Genomic DNA, 20,390 nt, shown 5'->3' with positions numbered 1-20,390 from the left:
AGTCTAGGCACCTGTGCCGACGCGAATAACCCCGCCTTGCGCATACCAGCTATGGTAAACCCGCATGCCCACCCTGCACGCCAAACTGCGACTGTCGCCACAGCTCGAACACCCGGTTGCGCAACCAGCGGTGCTCGGCCGAGGCCTGCAGGCGCTGGTGCCACACCACCCAGTAGCGCTGGCTGTGGTCGATAAAACCTAGCGGCCGCCAGGCCAGATCATGCAAGCGGCACAGTTGCCGGGCAATGTGCTCGGGCACGGTTGCCACGGCCTGGCTGTTGGCGATCACCTGCACAGTAGCGGAGAAAAACGGCACTTCCAGGCTGACCCGCCGCTGCAAGCCTTGGGCGCGCAGGTGGCGGTCGATGAAGCTGTCCTTGTCGCCGCCGCCGGAAATACGCACATGCTTGTGCGCCAGGTAATCGGCCTGGCTGAGTGCGGCATGGGCAGCTAGGGGGTGGTCGTGACGCATCAGGCACACGGCGCGGTCCTCGCCCAGCAGACGCCCGTGCAGGTTGGGCGGCGACTCGTCGAACAGGGTGGTGGCCAGGTCAATCTCGCCGCTGGCCAGCAAGGCGTACTGGCCGGCCTGCCAGGTACGGTACTCCAGCGATACGCCCGGTGCTTCACGCTCCAGCGCGGCCACCAGTAGCGGCAACATGTGCTCGGCCACGTAGTCCGAAGCAGCCAGGCAGAAACGCCGCTCGCAGCGTGCCGGGTCGAACACTGCGGGCTGACGCAGAGCCTGTAGTTCTTCGAGCACCTGGCGAAGGGGTTCGACAAGGGCTTCGGCGTGTTCGCTCAATACGTAGCCGCGGCCTTGGCGTACCAGCAGCGGATCGTCGAAGGCTTCGCGCAGGTGGGCCAGCTGGCGGCTCAGAGCCGACTGGCTGACGCCCAGGCGCTCGGCGGCGTGGCTGAGGTTTTTCAGCTGTAGCAGGTAGTCGAGGGTGCGCAGGTGGGCGAGGCTGAGGGAGGCGAAGGTGGGGTTCATCGGGTTCGGCTCCAGACCGCAGGCGAGGGCTTCGACCTCGTTTGCGACACAAGGCCGCTCCTACAGGGACCGCACCTGCCCATGGCCTGCGCGGTCCCTGTAGGAGCGGCCTTGTGTCGCGATGGGCCGCAAAGCGGCCCCTGAAAAGCAGATCAGTCAGTCAGACCAACGTACACGTTCTGTACGTCATCGTTCTCGTCGATCGCCTCGAGGAACGCTTCCACCTCAGCCAATGCGTCAGCGCTCAGGCTGGCCGCACTCACCGGGTTTTTCGGGGTGTAGCCAATCTTCGCCGAGGTCACGGTGAAGCCATGCTCCGGCAGGGCCTTCTGTACCGCGTCCAGGTCGGTGGTGTCGGTAATGAACAGGGTCGAGCCCTCTTCTTCACCTTCCTCGAAATCCTGGGCGCCGGCTTCGATGGCTGCCATTTCCGGGTCGGCATCGCCTTCCGGAGTGGCTTCGATCAGGCCGACGTGGTTAAAGTCCCAAGCCACCGAACCGCTGGCACCCAGCTGGCCTTTACGGAACAGTACGCGGATTTGCGCGACGGTACGGTTGACGTTGTCGGTCAGGCACTCGACGATCAGTGGCACCTGGTGCGGGGCAAAGCCTTCGTAGCTGACGGCGTGGTACTGCACGGCATCACCATCCAGGCCCGCGCCCTTGCGAATCGCACGCTCCAGCGTCTCGCGGGTCATCGAGGCCTTTTTGGCTTGCACGATGGCCAGGCGCAGGCGCGGGTTCATATCAGGATCGGCGCCCGACTTGGCCGCGATCTGGATTTCCTTGGACAGCTTGCCCATGACCTTGCCTTTGGCATTGGCCGCTGTTTCTCTATGTTTGGCTTTCCACTGTGCGCCCATGTCGACTCTCTTGTTTCAGCGGCCGGTTCAGGAAGCGACCGGCCAAAAGTGGGTGCATTTTATACGCCCTCACGCATGGGATCGACAAGAAATCTCATCAGCCTTTATCGGCCTTTCCTGCTGCCGCGGCAAACCGCGCCAGGCGCACATCCAGCCGTCGCGGCCGCATGCCGAGGTCTTCGGCGCGCTCCTTGCGGCGGATGGCATTGCGCACCATCAGCGAACCCAGGTAGCGCACAGGCTCGGGCGGGAACAGCCCCAGCGGCCCCTTGACCAGCGGCGAACGGGTCCAAGGGTTGTCGAGCCCCAGCGCCAGCGACGACAGAATCTGCCCGCCCATATGGCAAGGCCCCACACCACTGCCCGAATAGCCAAAGCCATAGAAAACGTTGCCCTGCCCGTCCAGCCGGCCAAAAAACGGCAAGCCGGTCACCGAGCGGTCCGACGGCCCGTTCCAGCTGGCCGCCAGCGGCACTTCGGCCAAGGCCGGGAAAAACCCGCCCAGGCTTTCGCGCAGCAGCGGCCGGTATGGCGACGGCTGGTCGAACACCGGCAGCATGCGCCCACCATAGGCAAAGGTATTGCCGCCTTTGCCAAGCATCAGCCGTCCATCGGAGGTGTTGTGGTAGTAGTGCACGAAAATGCGCGAGTCGAGCACGCTGATGCCGCTGTCCAGGCCGATCTCGCGCAGCAGCTCGGGGCACGGCTCGGTGATTACCATGTCACTGGAAACGATCGCCACGCTGCGCTCGAACTGCGGGAAAGCCCGCGCCATCCAGGCATTGAGGCCCAACACCACGCGGTCGGCGCGCACCGTGCCATGGGCCGTGCGCACCTGCACCGGGGCGCCGTGCTCCAGGCCACTCATGGCCGTGCCTTCATGAATGCGCACGCCGCGCTGTAACGCCACCCGGCGCAGGCCACGCACCAGCTTGCCCGGCTGCACCGTGGCGGCAGCTGGCGAGAACCAGCCCTCCAGGTGCCTTGCCGAACCCGCCAGACGCTGGACTAGGTCCAGCGGCAGGCGGCGAAACGAGTTGATGCCCTTCTGCTCCAGCGCCGCGATCACTGCATCGGTGGCGCCGACCTGAGCGGCGTTGGTGGCGGTGTACAACGTGCCATCCAGGCGGTAGTCGCAGTCGATGCCATTGGCCGCGCAGAACGTACCGATATCACCGATGCTGCGCTCCGACTCGCGCACCAGGCGTACCGCCTCGGCCACCCCGAACAGGCGTTCGAGGGTGAAGTACTTGGCCGACCAGGACAATGCGCAACCGCCGTTGCGGCCACTGGCGCCGGCGCCGCAGATATCGGCTTCGATCAGCACGATATCCAGCGCCGGCACCGCCTCCTTGAGCATCAGTGCTGTCCACAGGCCGGTGTAGCCGCCGCCGACGATGCACACATCGCAACGGGTATCGCCCTGCAGCGGTGGGCACACCGCCTCCTGCGCCGAATCCAGGGCCTGTTGCAGCCAGAAGGGTCTCATTCGCTTGCTTTCCTTTAGGTACGCAGTGGCTTGATTGCCATGCTGGTATTCGGTGCCACGTCAGCGCTTTGCGGAGTGCTGGCCGGGCGGCTGTTCCAGTGCGGCAGCAGCACCAACGCCGAGAACAGCGCGCAGCCGGCGAACACGATGAACACCGTGACACCATCGAAGTACCCCGGCAGGAGCCCACCCAGCACCGCCCCCACCGAGCCACAGCCGTTGACGAAGCCCGCGGCTGTCGCACCGGCCTTGGCAGTACCGAAGTCGATGGCCGCCGCGCCGCTGATCATCGAATCTGGCCCGTACAGGGTCAGGCCCATGACGAACAGCAACGCCACCACCAGCATCACGCTGCCGGTGTGCATGGCCGCCATGAAGGCCGCCAGGGTCACCGTCAGCAACACCAGGCTGATCACGCAAGCCGGCATGCGGCGGGCGCCGAACAGTTTGTCGGAGGCCAGGCCAATGATGATCGGGCCCAGCAGCCCGGCCAGTTCAAAGGCGGTCGGGATGATTGCCGCACCCACCTTGCCCACCGAAGGCATCTGCTCGAAAACGATTACCGGCCCCCACAGCAGGATGGCGTAGCGCGCAGGTTTGAGCAGGAAGTACGCCAGGCCTAGCGTCAGCACGGTGCGGTTGCGCAGGATCTCTTTCAGCGGCGCCCACACACTGCACAGGTTGCCGGCCGGGGCCATGCTCTGCGGCTCGGGCTCTACCGCCGGCAGGCCGACATCTTCAGGTTTGTTGCGCTGCAGGATGAAGAACAGCACGGCCACCAGCGCCACCACGGCGGCACTGGAGAAGAACGCCGCGTGCCAGGTGCCGACCAGTGTGTAGGCCCACCAACCCGCGAACGGCGAAGCCACCAGGCCGCCGAAGGCATAGCAGGAACTCCACAAACCCAGTACCCGCCCGCGCTGCGAAGCCGGGAAGAAGCTGCCGATGTTCTTGCACAACCCGGCCCAACCGGTGGATTGCGCCAGGCCTTGCACCAGCATGCAGGTGGCAAAGATCGGGAAGGTGGCGTAGCTGCCCATCACCACCGCCGCCACGGCGGAAATCAGCAACCCGCCCAGCACCACCACACGCGGGCCAAAGCGGTCGGCGAGCATGCCCCAGGTGAACTGGCCCACGGCGTAAGCGGCGAGGTAGATGGCGTCGAGATTGGCCATGGCGGCCTTGTCGAGCATGAAGTTGGGGTCTTCGGCGATGCCCAGCTTGGCCACCGAGAAGGCTTTACGGGTGAAGTAGAAGGCGGCGTAGGCCAGCCAGGTGATGGCGAAAATCTGGATGCGCCAGCGTTTGAACGCGGCTAGTGATTGATTCATGTACGTCTGACCTCTTGCTCAAGTGTGCCGGCAGAATGTGAAGAAACGCCTGTCTTGTTCTTGTGTTACGCACAGCGATGACGAGGCTGTCATCGGGTCAGATGGCACCGTGTGGGCACCATGGCCCTGGCGGCATTCGTGGTGCCAGCGTCGGGCTGACATGCATGGAAACAGTTGCGCTAAGATAAATAAAATCGATTTATCGTATTTCACACATAAGCTCAGCTTGTTACTGAGGTGGTCATGTCGGTTTCCCACGCACAACTGAAGGCCTTCCATGCGGTGGCCGTGCACGGCAGCTTTACCCGCGCGGCAGAAAAGCTGTTTCTTACCCAGCCTGCGGTGTCGGACCAGGTGCGCAAGCTGGAGGAACGCTTCGGCGTTTTGCTGTTCCACCGCAACAAGCGTTCGGTGCAGTTGACCGACCTCGGTGAGCGCTTGCTGGGCATCAGCCAGCGCCTGTTCGCCTGCGAAGCCGAAGCCCATGACCTGCTGCAGGATTCGCGTGCCCTGCACACCGGCAGTCTGGTGCTGGCGGTGGATGCGCCGGTGCACGTGCTGCCGCAGATCGCTCGCTTCTGCCAGCGCTACCCGGGCATCCAGGTGAAAATCGAGACCGGCAACACCGATGAGTCACTGGCCCGGCTGTTCAGCTACCAGGCCGACCTGGCGCTGCTGGGCCGGGATGTGGACGATGAGCGGCTGCATTGCCTGCCCCTGCGCCGCGACCCGATGGTGGCGTTCGTTTCCCACCACCACCCGTGGGCCAGCCGTGGTTCGATCAGCCTGGCCGACCTGGACGACACACCGCTGGTGCTGCGCGAGCCTGGCTCGGTGACGCGCCAGACCCTGGAAGAAGAAATGCAGCGGGCCGGGCTGCGGATTCGCCCGGCGATCCAGGTGGAAGGCCGCGAGGCGGCGCGGGAAGCGGTGGTGGTGGGGATTGGCGTGGGGGTGGTGTCGGCGGCAGAGTTTGGCGCCGATGCGCGGGTGTGTGCGCTGCCGATTGTGGATTGCCAACGGCATTTGACCGAGACGCTGGTTTGCCTTAGCGAACAGCGCACGCGACGGGTGGTGGCGACCTTTTTGCAGATGGTCGAGGAAGGGATGTAGCCCGCGAAGAGGCCAGAACAGGCAACCAACTATGCTGGGGTAAATTCAACCTAGGCACACTGCCCATGCTCTACCGCCTTGCCGCCGACACCCTGGTCCTGCTGCACCTGGCCTTCATTCTGCTGGTGCTGTTCGGCGGCCTGCTGGTGCTCAAGTGGCGCCCCGCCCTGCTCGTCCACTTGCCAGCCCTGGCCTGGGGCCTTGCGGTGGAATGCCTGCACCTGGGCTGCCCGCTCACCACCTGGGAAAACCGCATGCGTAGCGCGGCCGGTGACGCAGGCTACCAAGGCGGTTTCGTCGAGCACTATATCTGGCTGCTGATCTACCCCGCCGGGCTGACGCCGCACATTCAGCTGCTGCTGGGTTGCGTTGTGCTGCTGCTCAACCTCGGCGTTTACAGTTACGTGGCCTGGCGCTGTCGCCACCCTAGCGGGTAGCGATCACGAACAAGCGCGGGAACGGCAGCAGTACCTTGCCATCGGTGGCCGGTGGGTAGTCTCGCTGCATGGCCTGCAGGTACATCTGCAGGAAGTCGGCCTGCTCCTGTTCATCAAGCCTGGCCAGATAAGGTCGCAGGGCCGAACCCTTGAACCACTCCACCACCGCTTCGGCGCCACCCGGCAACGGGTGGTGATAGGTGGTGCGCCACACATCCACCCTCGCGCACAGTGGGCTGAGCAGGTCGTAGTAGAACGCTGCGCTGTGCCGTGGTGGCAGCTGGAAATCGGCGAACTTCGCCGCCCAGGGGCCTTGGCTGGCAATCTCGCGCAATTGCCGGTGGGCCGGTTCGTCAAGGTTGTCCGGGGTCTGCACGGCCAGGCTGGCGCCTTCGCTCAGCTGGCGCACCAGGTGCGGGTACAGCGAAGCGTGGTCGGGTACCCACTGCAGCGAGGCATTGGCCAGGATCAGGTCTTGCGGTTCCGGGGCGGACCAGCCGGCAATGTCCGCGACGGCCGTGCGTACCCGGGGGATGCACAACCGTTTGCGCTCACGGGCCTTGTCGATCATGTCCGGGTCGCTGTCCAGGGCGGTTACCTGGGCATCGGGGTAACGTTGCAGCAGCACTTCGGTGGAGTTGCCCGGGCCGCAGCCCAGGTCGGTAGCGTGGCGCACCGGACGCGGCGGAGTCGGGATGGCAGCAAGCAGGTCGCGCACAGCGCGGGTACGTTCATCTTCGAACAGGGAATACTGGGTGGCGGACCAAGCCATGTCGGGCTCCTTGGGCGGGCGATGTGTCTAGCATATGCCATCTGCCGACTGTAGGAGCCCTATCGCCGGCAAGCCAGCTTCCACAGGTACGGCGCAGAGCCTGATGTTGGTGCAGTATCTGTGGGAGCTGGCTTGCCGGCGATGAGGCCGGAACTGACCACCTATGCTTGAAGTCAGTCCATTTATGCGCACACCCATGAAAACCTACATCGCCCTCGCCATCCTGGCCCTGATTGCCGCCGCCGCCCTGCTCGGCTCGCCCTGGATGAACCAGCGTTTCCACATGCCCGCAGAAAAAGCCCAGGCCCAGCAACGCGAAACGGCCGGGTCCCCAGGGGAGCCGGCCGTTTCGAAAAGCGAGTGACGCTTAGTGCTGCTTGCTGCCAGAACGGATCTGGTGCACCACACCCATCGCCACTACGATCGCCGCAGCGATACCGGTGGAGATCACCAGGATCTGGTAGTCAGGCATGAAGGCCATGGTCACCAGGGCTGCCACGATGAACGCGATCACCAGGTAGGTCAGCCACGGGAACAGCCACATCTTCAGGCGCACTTCCTTGCCTTCGGCAATCAGCTTGCGGCGCATGCGCAGCTGCGAGAAGGCGATGACCAGGTACACCAACAGGGCGATCATGCCGGTGGTGTTCATCAGGGTTTCCAGTACGTCTTTCGGGCGCAGGGTCTCGCTGAAGTTGATCAGCGCACACACCACGGCCACGGCGCACGAACCCATGATCGCGTATACCGGTACACCGGTGCCGGCGCGGGTAATCTTGAAGAACGACGGCGCATCGCCACGCTGGGCCAGGGAGAACAGCATGCGCGAAGCGGTGTAGTGGCCGGAGATCAGGCAGCTGCTCACCGAGGTCAGCACCACGAAGTTCATCAGCAGCTCGGCATACGGCACGCCCAGCAGCTCCAGGGTACGGCGGTAGGCGCCATAGCCGGAAACGCCCAGGTGCGGGTCGTTCCACGGTACCAGGCAGACGATCAGGAAGATCGAACCCACGTAGAACAGGCACACACGCCAGACTACCGAGTTGGTGGCCTTGACGATCTGTGCGGCCGGGTCTTTGGCTTCGGAAGCAGCGATGGTAACGATTTCAGCACCCAGGAAGGCAAACATCACCCCGAGCAAGGCACCGATCACGGTGGTGATGCCATTGGGCATGAAGCCTTCGGCGGTAAGGTGGCTGATGCCACGCACTTCACCGAACTGCCAGACGTTCAGCACGGCAGCGGTACACACGATCAGGAAACAGACGATCGCGATCACCTTGATCAAGGCGAACCAGAACTCGAACTCACCGTAGTGTTTGACGTTGAAGAAGTTGACGGTGATCAGCAACAGGGTCGTGGCCAGCACGAACACGTTGACGCTGACGTCGGGGAAGAAGCCATGCAGGATCTTGCCCGCCACATAGGCTTCCCAGGCCATGAGGATGACCCAGTACCACCAGTACAGCCAGCCGATGGTGAAACCGGCCCAGCGGCCGATGGCGCGGTCGGCGTAGGTGGAAAACGAGCCGGTGTCTGGCGAGGAAGTCGCCATTTCACCCAGCATGCGCATGATCAGTACCACCAGGATGCCGCCCGCCAGGTAGGCCAGGACAGCGGCTGGGCCGGCGCTGTGGATCACGCTGCCGGAACCGACGAACAAGGCGCCGCCAATAACCCCGGCGATGGACATCATCGTCAGGTGGCGCGACTTCAGCGAGGCACTGAGCTTGCTCTCGTGCCCGCTTTTCGCGGTGGTGGTTGTGGATGTTGCGTCCATCAGTTGTGTACCCCGTGCTTCTTTTTATCCAAGGAAAACCGTGAAACCCCGATGGCTGGCGGTTTCACCTGTACATCAGTGCTAATGCGGGCAGGAAGGTGTGAACGAACACACGCAGGCCTTCCATGGCGGCCTGCTGACGCGCCCCAGGGCGGCTGCCTGGGGCGAACTGAACATGCTTTATGTGGCGATATCCGACACCTAATGTAAAAATGTCCGACGCAGAGAGCCATGCACAGTGGCATGAAACTCGCACTGCACTGTACAGGTCGCCCATGCAGTACACCCTGCAAACGCCAGGCGATACGCACCCTGAAGGCCCCGAATGTTCGAATTACATCCAGACTCCTCAACCCCGCTGGTCAACCAGATCATTGACGGGCTGCGCGAGCTGATCGATAACCAGACCCTCAAGCCAGGCGCCAAGGTGCCGTCGATCCGCGCCTTTGCCGCGAGCTATTCGGTGAGCACCTTCACCGTGGTCGAGGCCTACGACCGCCTGGTCGCCCAAGGGCTGCTGGTAAGCCGTGGCAATGCGGGGTTCTTCGTCAACCGCGCGGCGGGCGAACTGCTGGACACGCACAACGCCGAGGCTGATACCAGTCGACCAACGTTCAACTCCGAGTGGTACCTGCAGCAGATCTTCGAAATCCGCCAGTTGCCGTACAAACCGGGGTGCGGGTGGCTGCCCAACGACTGGATGTACGAAGACGGCCTGCGTCGCGGCCTGCGCCAGGTGGCCGGCAGCCCGCTGGAATTGTCAGGCTACGGCGACCCCATGGGCCTTATGGAGCTGCGTGCACTGACCGCGCAGAACCTGCAGCAAGAGCTGTCGATCGTCGCCAACCCTGCGCAACTGATGCTCACTCACGGCGCCAGCCAGGCCCTGGACCTGGCCGCCCGCACGCTGGTGCGCCCAGGCGATGTGGTGCTGGTGGACGACCCTGGCTACCCCAACCTGATGAGCATTCTGCGCACCCAGGGCGCAACACTGATCGGCGTGCCACGCACCCCGGCCGGTTACGACCTGAACCAACTGGAGCAGTTGCTCACCCACCACCGCCCGACCGCGTTCTTCACCCAGCCGCACCTGCACAGCCCGACCTGCTCCCGCACCCCGCTGCCGCAGTTGCACCGTTTGCTGCAACTGGCCAGCCAGCACGGCTTCCGCCTGGTGGAAAACAACCTGTACGCCGACATGGTCGCCGAACCGCAGCCCTGCCTGGCCAGCCTCGACCACCTGCAGCAGGTGGTGTACGTGGGCAGCTACTCCAAGAGCATTTCGCCCAACGTGCGGGTCGGCTACATGCTGGCCAACCCCGAGCTGATGCAGAAACTGTTGCACCTGAAGATGCGTTCGGGCCTGACCACCTCACAGGTGATGGAGCGCGTGGTGTACGCCGCGATCATCGACGGCCGCTGGCGCAAACACCTCAAGCGCCTGCGCCAACGCCTGGCCGAGGCGCATCAGGAAGTTGGCCGGCATTTGCATCGATTGGGCTTTGAACTGTTCATCGAATCGGATGAAGGCATGTACATCTGGACCCGCCACCCGGCCATTCCGGACAGCGCGGCGCTGCTGGATGATGCGCTGGAGAAAGGCATCATGCTTGGGCCTGGGCAGTTGTTCATGGTGGATGCCAAGGCGACCGGGTGGATGCGGTTCAATGTGGCGTTCAGCACGGAGCCTGCGATGTGGGAGCTGCTGGAGAAGGTGCTGGTGAAGCATGTGCGACGGGGTGGGGTGTAGTGTGTATGGCGGGCGCTGAGCATATTGTGAATGCACCAGCGTGCCATCATCTAACGCTTTGAGCCGCAGGGTAGACCCCACTGCGCTCGCGCTTACCAACCGAAACCACTACGACAACGATTCGCTCGTCCTCAACCCGATACACCAGGCGATACCCGGAGGCCCTGAGCTTGATTGTGTAGTGGTTCGGCAAGTCACGCAGCACATCGGCCTGTACCTTGGGCGATTGTAAACGCTCGCCGAGTTTTTTCTTGATCTGCTCACGCACAGTGTGGCCAAGCTTGCTCCACTCCTTTAATGCCGAAGGGAGAAATTCTAGCTTATAGGTCATCCAGAGACACTGAATGCCTCGACCGAAAACTTGGATCCCATTCAGCAAAAGGGTATGCTGAGGCAATAGCCATACGCCATCACTCGACAGGTTTGGCGCCTGCTTCAAGGACGAGCCCTTTGCCCAGCCACCCCACCCGCCATACCATCGCCCGCCAGTGGCAGCTCCTCAAGTTACTGCCCGGCCGCCACCCGGGAATGAGCTCCACCCAGTTGCAGGCCGCCCTGAAGACCGTGGGGCATACCACCAGCAAACGCACTGTTGAGCGCGACCTGGTCGAGCTCGCTGCGCTGTTCCCACTGCAATGCAACAGCAAAGGCATACCTTACGGCTGGTACTGGCAACCGGGCCTGGACCTGAACGAAGCACAACATTTGCAGCCCGACGTACTTGTCTCGCCGCCGCGCATTGAACTGCACGCCTGGGTCGATGACGTACTGGCCCGGCGCCTGGAAGCGCAGCCACTGTCTACGGATATGCAACTGACGCCACAAGAAAATGGCGGTGCCACGCTGCAGGCGAGCGTCGACGACAACCGCGCGCTGATGACCTGGCTGCTGTCCCAGGCCGGTTCGATCCGGGTGCATGCGCCCCACGTGCTGCGCGTGGCCATGCTGGAACAGTTGCGCCAGAGCCTGGCGCTGCACGATGGCGAATGTTGACCGGCGCAGTCAAACCGCGCGACGTCGCGAGAGGCAGGCATACCCAAGGCCCAACACACTGAGCCCCAACACCCCCAGCAACACCATCAGCTCACGGCTGTAGCGGGCCACCGTGGCAGGGAAACCGATGACCTCGTGGTACACCTGTACATTGGCTACACCGTCGGCGTGGCTGATGCTGACCCCGCCTTGGCGGATCTGCGAAAAGTCGGCGTCGAAATACACCCATACCTTGCAGGTGCCACCAGGTTCGATGGCCGGGATATCTACCTGCGCGGTGGCGTTTTCCAGCAGCGTGTCGTTACCGGCAGCATCGCGCACTTGCACCAGCCCTTTGGCTGGCAAGCGAATGCGCACCTGACGTACCTGAGCGTCTCCACTGTTGAGCAACTCGATGAGCAACCCCGTACGGTGATCGACCAGCCCGGCCTCGAACGGTTTGGCGAACAGCTGGGCATAAGGTGCCTGGGCCATTTCGATCAGCCGCTCGACCTGATCATGGCTCAGCCCGCCTTGGTCGATGCTGTTGATACGCCCCTGCAACTGCTCGTACTTGAGCTGTTCGCTGGCCTTGCTGATACGCTCGCTGAACTGGCTGGGGTAAGTGAGGTAAGCATAGGTCAGTGACGCCTCCAGGCGCGGGTTGCCCCTGAGCAGCGCGTAGGCGGCCAACAGGACCATCAGGCCAATCAGCACGGCGACGAGAAGCTTCCCCACCTTGTCCCAGCTCAATGCATGCTTCCTTCTGTGGTGATACGCGTTTCAAACCGCTCAAGGTTGCCAAGTTCGTGGCCCCCAGGCAAGCCTGGCTAGGCGTCACCTTCGCCTTCGCGCGCCTGACGCATCTGCAGCAACTGGCCATCGATCAGTGCCTTGGCCATGCCTGCCAGATAGAACGTGGCTTGCATCATCGCTTTGCGATCACCTGGCCTGTCGATGGCCTTGCGGGTGATTTCGGTGATGCAACCCATGATGCTGGAAGCTTCCATCAGTGCGGTGCGCAATGGCAGCTGAGGTTTCATTTGCACCAGTTCGGCATTGCCAAACCGGCTTGCCGCGCACACGACATTGAGCTTGCTGCTGTTTTGGGGCGTGTCGTTGTCCATGTCCATTCCTCGGGGTTACGAGCGTGCCGAGACTAGGGGGCTACCGGCGCGACCACAATGACCAATGGGGTGGAAAGGGTTACTTTCGGAAATGGACTACAAGAACCGGCTAAAGGGGCGCTCAGTCACTGATCTGCCCCTTGACCAGCCCGTGGGCAGTGGCGGACGATCAACTCCCCCTCTACAAGGACGAATACCATGCTACGGATACTGGGCCGAGCCTCTTCCATCAACGTGCGGAAAGTCCTGTGGGCCTGTGCCGAGTTCGAAGTCGCGTTCGAGCGTGAAGACTGGGGCTCGGGCTTCCAGCCTACCGACCGTGCCGAGTTCCTTGCGCTTAACCCCAACGCCATGATCCCGGTGATCCAGGATGGCGACTTTACGCTGTGGGAGTCCAACAGCATCATCCGCTACCTGGCCAACCGCTACGGTGCCACTGCGTTCTACCCGAGCGAGGCGCAGGCACGGGCCAGGATCGACCAGTGGATCGACTGGCAGGCCTCGGACCTGAACCGCTCCTGGAGCTATGCATTCATGTCGCTGGTCAGGCATTCGCCCGCCCACCAGGACCCACAGGCACTCGCCGCCGGCTGCGCCGAGTGGTCGCGTTACATGCACATCCTTGACCGCCAGCTGGCCAGCACCGGTGCCTATGTGGCCGGCAGCCAGTTCACCCTGGCCGACATTCCTATCGGCCTGTCGGTCAACCGCTGGTTCGAAACACCGTTCGAGCACCCGCACTTGCCGGCCGTACGTGATTACTACGAACGCCTGAGCGAGCGCCCGGCCTATCACCTGCATGGTCGCAACGGCACGCCCTGACAGCAAAAAGGAAGACGCCGGGGCTGCGTGCAGCCCCGGCGATACAGGCTTGTTACACCGCAACCTGGCCCGCCACCATCCGACCACGCCAGGCAAACAGCAGCACCATCACCAGCCCCAACGCCGCCATCGCCGCGCCTGCCAGGGCAATCGCCGGGTAACCCAACCCTGCATTGATCACCGCGCCACCGAGCGCCGCGCCAATCGCATTGCCCAGGTTGAACGCACCAATGTTCACCGCCGACGCCAGGTTGGGCGCATCCTTGGCCGCTTCCATCACCCGCATCTGCAACGGCGGCACCAGGGCAAAGCTGGCGGCCCCCCAGACCAGCACCGCCAAAGCCGTCGGCAGTGGCCAGGCCAGAACCAGCGGAAACACCAGCAGCACCGCAATCAGCACCGCCAACGACAGGATCAGGGTGCGATCGATCGAACGGTCCGCCGCCTTGCCACCCCACATATTCCCCAAGGTCAGGCCCACCCCGAACAGCACCAGCATGACTGTCACGAAGGTGGTAGACGCCGCCGCCTCGTTCTGCAGGATTGGCGCGATGTAGGTGAACACAGTAAACATTGCACTGGAACCCACCACGGTCAGCAGCAAGGCCGCCAATACCGGGCCGCGGCCCAACACGCGGATTTCTGCCATGGCCCCATCACCCTTGGGCAATGCAACATTGGGCAGCGCATACCAGAGCGTGGTCATCGCCACCAGGCCAAGCCCGGCAATACCCCAGAACGCTGTGCGCCAGCCCAGCATTTCACCAAACCAGGTCGCCAGCGGCACCCCTCCGATGGTGGCCAGGGTCAAGCCCATGAACATCGCCGCCACGGCACCAGCGCGCTTTTCGGGCGGCACCACACTGGCCGCAACGATCGAGCCGATGCCGAAAAATGCGCCGTGGTTCAACGAAGTGACCACCCGGGCCACCAGCAGGCTGGCGTAGTCACTGGCCAGCGCGGACATCAGGTTGCCCAAGGTGAAAATGGCCATCAGCCCGATCAACAGGTAACGTCGCGGGATCTTCACCGTGGCCAGGGTCATCAGCGGCGCGCCAATCAGCACACCGATGGCATAGGCGCTGACCAACAGCCCTGCAGCAGGAATGGAAACGCCAAGGTCGGTGGCGATACTGGGCAACATGCCCATGGGGGCGAACTCGGTGACACCGATGCCGAAGGCACCGATGGCGAGTGCGACCAGAGGTGGATTGATACGCATGGCAAGCTCCTTATCTATGCCGCAAATGCTACAAAGTGTTTAAAAACCGCACTAGACTGCGTTTTTGCGAATCACCTTTGCCTGCGAGACACAAATGGACTTCAGTGGAAGATCCGGAGAGATGGAGATTTTTGCCAGGGTGGCGCAAGAAGGCAGCCTGTCCGCCGCCGCCCGGGCACTGGGCCTGACACCTTCTGCTGTCAGCCGCATCCTCGCCCGCACCGAACAGCGCCTGGGCACGCGCCTGCTGCTGCGCACCACCCGGGCGATCACCCTCACCCCCGAGGGTGAGGCCTACCTGCGCGGTGCGCGGCGGGTGCTGGCCGACATGCTGGAGCTAGAGGACGCCATCACCGACCAAGGCGTGCCACGCGGACGTTTGCGGGTCAGCGCGGCGCTTGGCCATGGCCGCCTGACCGTGGTGCCGCTGCTGGCAGCGTTCAGCGCGCGTTATCCTCAAGTGCTGGTCGACCTGACCCTCAGCGACGAGGTTGCCGACATTCTCGGCGGCCAGACCGACGTGGCGCTGCGCTTCGGTCACCTGCCAGACAGCTCGTTGAGTGCGCGTGCCATTGGCGAAACCGGCCAGGTAGTGGTCGCCTCGCCCGAGTACCTGCAACGCTGCGGTACCCCATTGGTGCCTGAGGACCTGGCCCGGCACAACTGCCTGCGCTTCAACTTTCGCCGCGCCGCGCCCGACTGGCCGTTTCGCCGCAATGGCGAAGTGTTTTCACTGAAGGTGACCGGCAATATCGAATGCAGCAGCGGTGAAGCCCTGGCGCAACTGGCCAGGCTGGGGGCTGGCATAGCGCGCATCGGTACCTTCACCGTGGTCGATGACCTGGCCAGCGGGCAGCTGGTACCGCTGCTGGAGGCGTACAACCCTGACGATCGCGAGCCGATTCATGCGGTGTTCGTTGGCGGCTCTGCGATGCCGGCGCGGGTGCGGGTGTTTGTGGACTTTCTGGTAGAGCAGCTGTCGTGCAGCGTGCGCAGGCCCCTGTAGCGGGCATTAACCAAGCACGTGCAGCCCCAGCGTGAACACCGCCACAGCCAAGGCCACCAACGACACCGCATGACGCTCCAGGTACGCTGGCCAACCGTTCGCTCGCTGGCTCTCGCACTCACACTGGCGTTCGGCCAGGCTGGCCAACCGCGCCTCCACGCTGTCCACGCGGTCTGCCTGGGTGTTTGTCGCCTGTGCGAGCTTCTTCAGCGCCGTGGTCACCGTGTTCGACAGGCCCTCCCTGGCCAGGTTGCCTTCTGCCAGTTGCTGCTGGTGCTGTTCAAGGCGCTTGCGGATAACCCCTTCCTTCTGCACCCGGGCCAGGGTACTGGCCACAAGCTTCTGGTTCAGTGCATCGATACTGGCCTGCAACGTGCCTTGCTCAGCGGCCTGCTGAGGCGAAGTGTCTGCCTGAGCGGTGCTTTCGATCACCTTGTCCACCGTCGGCTTCGCGAGCGGGGTCAAAGTGCTGTGTTCGTGTGGCTGGTTCATCAATTCCTGTCCGGATACAGCGGTAATGGGCGGCAAGCTATCAAAATGGCATCACCGGATCCACTGATGCGTCGCGCATTTGAGTGGTTGGTCAGCATCTAGGAAGCCTGACCGGCTTGCTCGAAGCCACGTAAAGCCTCCTGTATATGTCAACTAACCAGCCATATTTGGGCAAAACTGCCCTTCTTCTGCCAACAACAGGCCGATTGCAGGCAAAGCCTTGGCAGAATGGTGCTGCATCCATAACGTGACATCAGATTGCCTTGATTCTGCAGGCTGCCGCACCCAACAAGCCCCGCGGAACCTGCACCATTCCTTTACCTGTACAAGTCACCAATATCGACATGTATTCATAATAGACATATCGTCTCGCTTACCGGCTTGTTGCCACGTCCCAAGGAAACATTAAATGGAAGCGCTGGAAATCTCCCTGTTGTGTGTCTGCGGGATCACCCTGCTGCTTGTATGCCTGCAATCCGTCCGCCAAGGCGAGATGTGGAACTTGCTGCAGAGCGACCGTGAGCTGGAGCAAACCGCCCGCCTTCACAAACAGGAGAACAGTACGTTGCACGCGGCCCTGCGCGCAGAGCGCGAACATGTGAGCCAGTTGCAGTACCAGATTCAAGTGCTGCTCGGGCTGACGCCGCAGGCCTGAGGGCTTTACACACAGCGTACGCGTACACTTGCCCCAGGCCACTTGCAGGAGCAGCTTCATGCCTTACCCCATTGAACAGAAACTGGTCATCGGCGTTGCCTCAAGTGCGCTGTTCGACCTCACTGTCTCGGACGACATCTACAAGACCCAAGGGGTCGAGGCCTACCGTCAGCACCAGGAAGACAACCTGGACGAACCGTTTCCCCGGGGAGTGGCGTTCCCGTTCATTCGCCGCTTCCTGAGCATCAACCAGGCCTTCCCCGACCAATTGCCAGTGGAAGTGGTGCTGCTCTCACGCAACTCGCCGGCAACCGGCCTGCGGGTGTTTCGCTCGATAAGCCACTACCAGCTGGACATTACCCGCGCGGCGTTCATGTCGGGCCGCTCGCCCTATGAATACATCCCGGCGTTCAATGCCTCGCTGTTCCTCAGTGCCAACGAGGAAGATGTGCAAAAGGCCATCGACGCCAACTACCCGGCTGGGCGGGTGCTGCCAACACGCATCTACGACGATGAAATAGATACCGAGCTACGGGTGGCCTTCGACTTCGATGGCGTGATTGCCGATGACGAGGCAGAGAGCGTGTACAAGCGCAACGACAACCTGAACGACTTTCAGGAACATGAGCGCGTACACAAAGGCACCCCGCACTCGCCAGGGCCCTTGGCAGACTTGTACCGCAAACTTTCACTGATTCGCATGCTGGAGGATCGCAAGCTGGCAGAAGACCCGAACTACAAGCGGATTCTGCGCATCGCCATCGTCACGGCACGCAACGCCCCCTCGCATGAGCGTGTGGTGACGACCTTGAAGGATTGGGGCGTGTCGCCGGATGAATGCTTCTTTCTAGGCGGGATGGAAAAGCCCAGGGTGCTGTCGATCCTCAAGCCGCATGTGTTCTTTGACGACCAGCGCACTCACTTGCAATCGCCTGCCGGGAATCTGCCAATGGTGCATGTGCCATTCGGGGTGGCCAACAGGCACGCGACGCCGAAGCTTTCTCACACAATCACGGCACCTGCTGAAACTGTGCAAGCTGAACACTCAGCGCAAGATGCGCCAGTAGCCACTATTTTGCCGGCAACGTAGACTAGCTGTGCTGCGCTACGCAGCCGTCACAACCTCGGACCCGGAAAGGCAGAACTCCAGTAGCAGGACTGTGAAACGAACCTGCAAGGGTGATCAAAAGTGTCTCACGAAGCGCGCTCAATGGCTTTGATCCCCGGACTGGCCGGCAAAGCCAGTGTGTTGGTCTGCGGTGCAAGCCGAGGCATAGGCCTGGCGCTGTGCACGGCATTGCTGGCCCGCGACGATGTAAGCCGGGTCTGGGCCGTGGCGCGGCACGCCAGCGCCGCTGACGGGCTGCTTGCACTTGCCCAGGCACATGGCGAACGCGTGGTACTCCTGGACTACGATGCGCGCGACGAGCTGGCACTTACCGCGCTTGCAAGCGAGGTGGGCATTGCCTGCACGCACCTTCATCTGGTGATCAGCACACTCGGCCTCCTCCACCAGGAGGGGGCCAAAGCCGAGAAGTCGCTGGGCCAATTGGACCTCGCCAGTTTGCAGGCCAGCTTCGCCACCAATGCGTTCGCCCCCATCCTGTTGCTCAAGCACCTGCTGCCATTGCTGCGCAAACAGCCCGCAACCTTTGCAGCGCTGTCGGCCAGGGTTGGCTCGATCGGCGACAACCGACTGGGTGGCTGGTACAGCTATCGTGCGAGCAAGGCGGCGCTGAATCAGCTACTGCACACGGCAAGCATCGAGCTGAAACGCGTCAACCCTGCGGCTACCCTGTTGGCACTGCATCCGGGAACCACCGATACCGAACTGTCGCGACCGTTTCAGGGGAACGTGCCGGAAGGGAGGCTGTTTGAGCCGGCATTTGCCGCACAGTGCGTGATCGAGCAGGTGGGGCGGCTTGGGCCGGCAGAGAGTGGAAGCTTTTGGGGGTGGGACGGCGAGCGGATCGTGTGGTGAGTGCACTCGCGCCGGGTGCACTGTTGCAGCCCGGCCGAGGCAGTGCGTTCCGCGGAAAAGGTGTTTCGACTTCATTGGAACGCTCCACAAGGCTAGATCTGCCGCCCACCGTGGGCCGGTGCGGCAGCGGGCGGATTCTAGAGCGGCGGCATGATGGCCCGGGGAATCCTTGCCTATCTTTACAATCTGCCCAGGCCCAGTGAGCGCCGGCACGACGCCCTTGACCCACGCCCTCGCACCACCGCATGCTCGAACGCTTCCACCCACGCTCAAGGAACGATTGCATGAAGCTGGAAACCCTCGCCGTCCATGCGGGCTTCAGCCCCGACCCGACCACCCGGGCGGTGGCCGTACCCATTTACCAGACCACCTCCTTCGCCTTCGACGACACCCAGCACGGTGCCGACCTGTTCGACCTGAAGGTGGCCGGCAACATCTACTCGCGCATCATGAACCCCACCAACGACGTGCTGGAGCAGCGCATGGCCGCCCTCGAAGGCGGGGTTGGCGCGCTGGCGGTGGCCTCGGGCATGGCAGCCATCACCTACGCCATCCAGACGGTCGCCGAGGCCGGCGACAATATTGTCTCGGTGGCCAAGCTGTACGGTGGTACCTACAACCTGCTGGCCCATACCCTGCCACGCATGGGCATCCATACCCGCTTCGCCGCCCATGACGACATCGCGGCCCTCGAAGCGTTGATTGACCCACGCACCAAGGCGGTGTTCTGCGAGTCCATCGGCAACCCCGCCGGCAATATCGTCGATATCGCTGCACTGGCCGAAGCCGCCCACCGCCATGGTGTGCCACTGATCGTCGACAACACCGTGGCCACCCCAGTGCTGTGCCGCCCATTCGAACATGGTGCGGACATTGTCGTGCATTCGCTGACCAAGTACATCGGCGGCCACGGCACCAGCATCGGCGGCATCGTCATCGACTCCGGCAAGTTCCCCTGGGCGGACAACAAGGAGCGTTTCGCCCTGCTCAACACCCCCGACCCTTCCTACCACGGCGTCACCTATACCGAAGCCTTCGGCCCCGCCGCCTTCATAGGCCGCTGCCGCGTGGTGCCGTTGCGCAACACCGGCGCCGCGCTGTCGCCGTTCAACGCCTTCCTGATCCTGCAAGGCCTGGAAACGTTGGCCCTGCGCATGGAACGCCACACCGAAAACGCGCTGAAGGTCGCCCATTACCTGCAGGCTCACGAACAGGTGGCCTGGGTGAAGTATGCCGGGCTGCCGGACCACCCCGAGCATGAACTGGCCCAGCGTTACACCGGTGGCAAGCCCGCCTCGATCTTGTCGTTTGGCATCAAGGGAGGCCAGGCGGCCGGTGCACGCTTCATCGATGCGCTGCAACTGGTGGTGCGCCTGGTGAACATCGGCGACGCCAAGTCGCTGGCCTGCCACCCCGCCTCCACCACCCACCGCCAGCTCAACGATGAAGAGCTGGAAAGGGCCGGCGTGCCACGGGACATGGTACGTTTGTCGATCGGCATCGAGCACAGTGACGACATCATCGCCGACCTCGCCCAGGCCCTGGAGGCCAGCCGCACCTGATTCATCCGCGCCCCACCCAATG

Annotated in this window: 22 protein-coding genes; 11 read left to right on the top strand and 11 right to left on the bottom strand. The window is 63.0% G+C overall.

Annotated elements, in window-relative coordinates; all coding sequences use genetic code 11:
* Positions 1 to 49: 49 nt before the first annotated feature.
* The 4 genes from FHW75_RS17870 to FHW75_RS17855 all read right to left on the bottom strand — a co-directional run bounded on the left by FHW75_RS17870 (position 50) and on the right by FHW75_RS17855 (position 4,677).
* Complete coding sequence (locus FHW75_RS17870; protein ID WP_183674176.1) at positions 50 to 994, bottom strand: LysR family transcriptional regulator; 945 nt, start codon at positions 992 to 994, stop codon at positions 50 to 52.
* Between the two features lie 152 nt (positions 995 to 1,146).
* Positions 1,147 to 1,857, bottom strand: a complete 711-nt coding sequence (locus tag FHW75_RS17865; protein ID WP_019097814.1) for a YebC/PmpR family DNA-binding transcriptional regulator — start codon at positions 1,855 to 1,857, stop codon at positions 1,147 to 1,149.
* 97 nt (positions 1,858 to 1,954) lie between these two features.
* Positions 1,955 to 3,346 (bottom strand): FAD-dependent oxidoreductase, encoded by a 1,392-nt coding sequence (locus FHW75_RS17860; RefSeq protein WP_027614995.1) that lies wholly within the window; start codon positions 3,344 to 3,346, stop codon positions 1,955 to 1,957.
* 14 nt (positions 3,347 to 3,360) lie between these two features.
* On the bottom strand, positions 3,361 to 4,677 hold the full coding sequence (locus FHW75_RS17855; RefSeq protein ID WP_019097816.1) for an MFS transporter: 1,317 nt from the start codon (positions 4,675 to 4,677) through the stop codon (positions 3,361 to 3,363).
* A gap of 243 nt (positions 4,678 to 4,920) precedes the next feature.
* Here FHW75_RS17855 and FHW75_RS17850 point away from each other — a divergent pair, with 243 nt between their 5' ends.
* Both FHW75_RS17850 and FHW75_RS17845 read left to right on the top strand, forming a co-directional pair.
* Complete coding sequence (locus tag FHW75_RS17850; protein ID WP_025752728.1) at positions 4,921 to 5,790, top strand: LysR substrate-binding domain-containing protein; 870 nt, start codon at positions 4,921 to 4,923, stop codon at positions 5,788 to 5,790.
* Positions 5,791 to 5,855: 65 nt separating this feature from the next.
* Complete coding sequence (locus tag FHW75_RS17845) at positions 5,856 to 6,227, top strand: DUF2784 domain-containing protein (RefSeq protein ID WP_183674174.1); 372 nt, start codon at positions 5,856 to 5,858, stop codon at positions 6,225 to 6,227.
* On the opposite strand, the gene tam is transcribed toward FHW75_RS17845, so the two are convergent.
* Positions 6,217 to 6,999, bottom strand: a complete 783-nt coding sequence (gene tam / locus FHW75_RS17840; protein ID WP_019097818.1) for a trans-aconitate 2-methyltransferase — start codon at positions 6,997 to 6,999, stop codon at positions 6,217 to 6,219. The genes FHW75_RS17845 and tam overlap by 11 nt on opposite strands.
* Positions 7,000 to 7,183: 184 nt before the next feature.
* Here tam and FHW75_RS17835 point away from each other — a divergent pair, with 184 nt between their 5' ends.
* Positions 7,184 to 7,363: a hypothetical protein gene (locus FHW75_RS17835; protein ID WP_025752729.1), complete on the top strand. Its 180-nt coding sequence runs from the start codon at positions 7,184 to 7,186 to the stop codon at positions 7,361 to 7,363.
* Positions 7,364 to 7,366: 3 nt separating this feature from the next.
* Here FHW75_RS17835 and FHW75_RS17830 read toward each other — a convergent pair whose 3' ends face one another.
* Positions 7,367 to 8,779 (bottom strand): amino acid permease, encoded by a 1,413-nt coding sequence (locus FHW75_RS17830; RefSeq protein WP_019097820.1) that lies wholly within the window; start codon positions 8,777 to 8,779, stop codon positions 7,367 to 7,369.
* Between the two features lie 325 nt (positions 8,780 to 9,104).
* Between FHW75_RS17830 and FHW75_RS17825 the strand changes: the two genes are divergently transcribed.
* Positions 9,105 to 10,529: a PLP-dependent aminotransferase family protein gene (locus tag FHW75_RS17825; RefSeq protein WP_019097822.1), complete on the top strand. Its 1,425-nt coding sequence runs from the start codon at positions 9,105 to 9,107 to the stop codon at positions 10,527 to 10,529.
* Positions 10,530 to 10,575: 46 nt separating this feature from the next.
* On the opposite strand, the gene FHW75_RS17820 is transcribed toward FHW75_RS17825, so the two are convergent.
* Positions 10,576 to 10,860 carry a type II toxin-antitoxin system RelE/ParE family toxin gene (locus FHW75_RS17820; RefSeq protein ID WP_183674172.1) on the bottom strand — a complete coding sequence of 95 codons (285 nt, stop codon included), beginning with the start codon at positions 10,858 to 10,860 and terminating at the stop codon, positions 10,576 to 10,578.
* 119 nt (positions 10,861 to 10,979) lie between these two features.
* On the opposite strand from FHW75_RS17820, the gene FHW75_RS17815 reads away from it, so the two are divergent.
* A complete protein-coding gene (locus FHW75_RS17815) occupies positions 10,980 to 11,522 on the top strand; it encodes a WYL domain-containing protein (protein ID WP_019097824.1) in 543 nt (180 codons plus the stop codon).
* A gap of 9 nt (positions 11,523 to 11,531) precedes the next feature.
* Here FHW75_RS17815 and FHW75_RS17810 read toward each other — a convergent pair whose 3' ends face one another.
* Positions 11,532 to 12,254: a hypothetical protein gene (locus tag FHW75_RS17810; RefSeq protein ID WP_016711212.1), complete on the bottom strand. Its 723-nt coding sequence runs from the start codon at positions 12,252 to 12,254 to the stop codon at positions 11,532 to 11,534.
* A gap of 77 nt (positions 12,255 to 12,331) precedes the next feature.
* Positions 12,332 to 12,628, bottom strand: a complete 297-nt coding sequence (locus tag FHW75_RS17805; protein WP_019097825.1) for a DUF3077 domain-containing protein — start codon at positions 12,626 to 12,628, stop codon at positions 12,332 to 12,334.
* A gap of 198 nt (positions 12,629 to 12,826) precedes the next feature.
* On the opposite strand from FHW75_RS17805, the gene FHW75_RS17800 reads away from it, so the two are divergent.
* Positions 12,827 to 13,450: a glutathione S-transferase family protein gene (locus FHW75_RS17800; RefSeq protein ID WP_060497248.1), complete on the top strand. Its 624-nt coding sequence runs from the start codon at positions 12,827 to 12,829 to the stop codon at positions 13,448 to 13,450.
* Between the two features lie 52 nt (positions 13,451 to 13,502).
* Here FHW75_RS17800 and FHW75_RS17795 read toward each other — a convergent pair whose 3' ends face one another.
* Positions 13,503 to 14,672, bottom strand: coding sequence for an MFS transporter (locus FHW75_RS17795; protein WP_019097827.1), 1,170 nt, complete (start codon positions 14,670 to 14,672; stop codon positions 13,503 to 13,505).
* 94 nt (positions 14,673 to 14,766) lie between these two features.
* On the opposite strand from FHW75_RS17795, the gene FHW75_RS17790 reads away from it, so the two are divergent.
* On the top strand, positions 14,767 to 15,678 hold the full coding sequence (locus tag FHW75_RS17790) for a LysR family transcriptional regulator (protein ID WP_016711216.1): 912 nt from the start codon (positions 14,767 to 14,769) through the stop codon (positions 15,676 to 15,678).
* A 6-nt stretch (positions 15,679 to 15,684) separates the two neighbouring features.
* On the opposite strand, the gene FHW75_RS17785 is transcribed toward FHW75_RS17790, so the two are convergent.
* Complete coding sequence (locus tag FHW75_RS17785; RefSeq protein ID WP_019097828.1) at positions 15,685 to 16,170, bottom strand: hypothetical protein; 486 nt, start codon at positions 16,168 to 16,170, stop codon at positions 15,685 to 15,687.
* Between the two features lie 409 nt (positions 16,171 to 16,579).
* On the opposite strand from FHW75_RS17785, the gene FHW75_RS17780 reads away from it, so the two are divergent.
* From FHW75_RS17780 to FHW75_RS17765, 4 genes are all read left to right on the top strand, one after another.
* Positions 16,580 to 16,825, top strand: a complete 246-nt coding sequence (locus tag FHW75_RS17780; RefSeq protein WP_019097829.1) for a hypothetical protein — start codon at positions 16,580 to 16,582, stop codon at positions 16,823 to 16,825.
* A gap of 58 nt (positions 16,826 to 16,883) precedes the next feature.
* Positions 16,884 to 17,915 (top strand): 5'-nucleotidase, encoded by a 1,032-nt coding sequence (locus FHW75_RS17775; RefSeq protein WP_019097830.1) that lies wholly within the window; start codon positions 16,884 to 16,886, stop codon positions 17,913 to 17,915.
* 120 nt (positions 17,916 to 18,035) lie between these two features.
* The gene (locus tag FHW75_RS17770; protein ID WP_183674170.1) at positions 18,036 to 18,806 is read left to right on the top strand and encodes an SDR family NAD(P)-dependent oxidoreductase; all 771 of its coding nucleotides are present in this window, start codon (positions 18,036 to 18,038) and stop codon (positions 18,804 to 18,806) included.
* A 284-nt stretch (positions 18,807 to 19,090) separates the two neighbouring features.
* Complete coding sequence (locus FHW75_RS17765) at positions 19,091 to 20,368, top strand: bifunctional O-acetylhomoserine aminocarboxypropyltransferase/cysteine synthase (protein ID WP_019097832.1); 1,278 nt, start codon at positions 19,091 to 19,093, stop codon at positions 20,366 to 20,368.
* Positions 20,369 to 20,390: the final 22 nt, after the last annotated feature.

Source organism: Pseudomonas sp. OG7 (assembly GCF_014192825.1).
Lineage (GTDB): Bacteria > Pseudomonadota > Gammaproteobacteria > Pseudomonadales > Pseudomonadaceae > Aquipseudomonas > Aquipseudomonas monteilii.
Note: the sequence above shows the minus strand (reverse complement) of the source record. Positions and strands in the feature narration are given on the sequence as shown.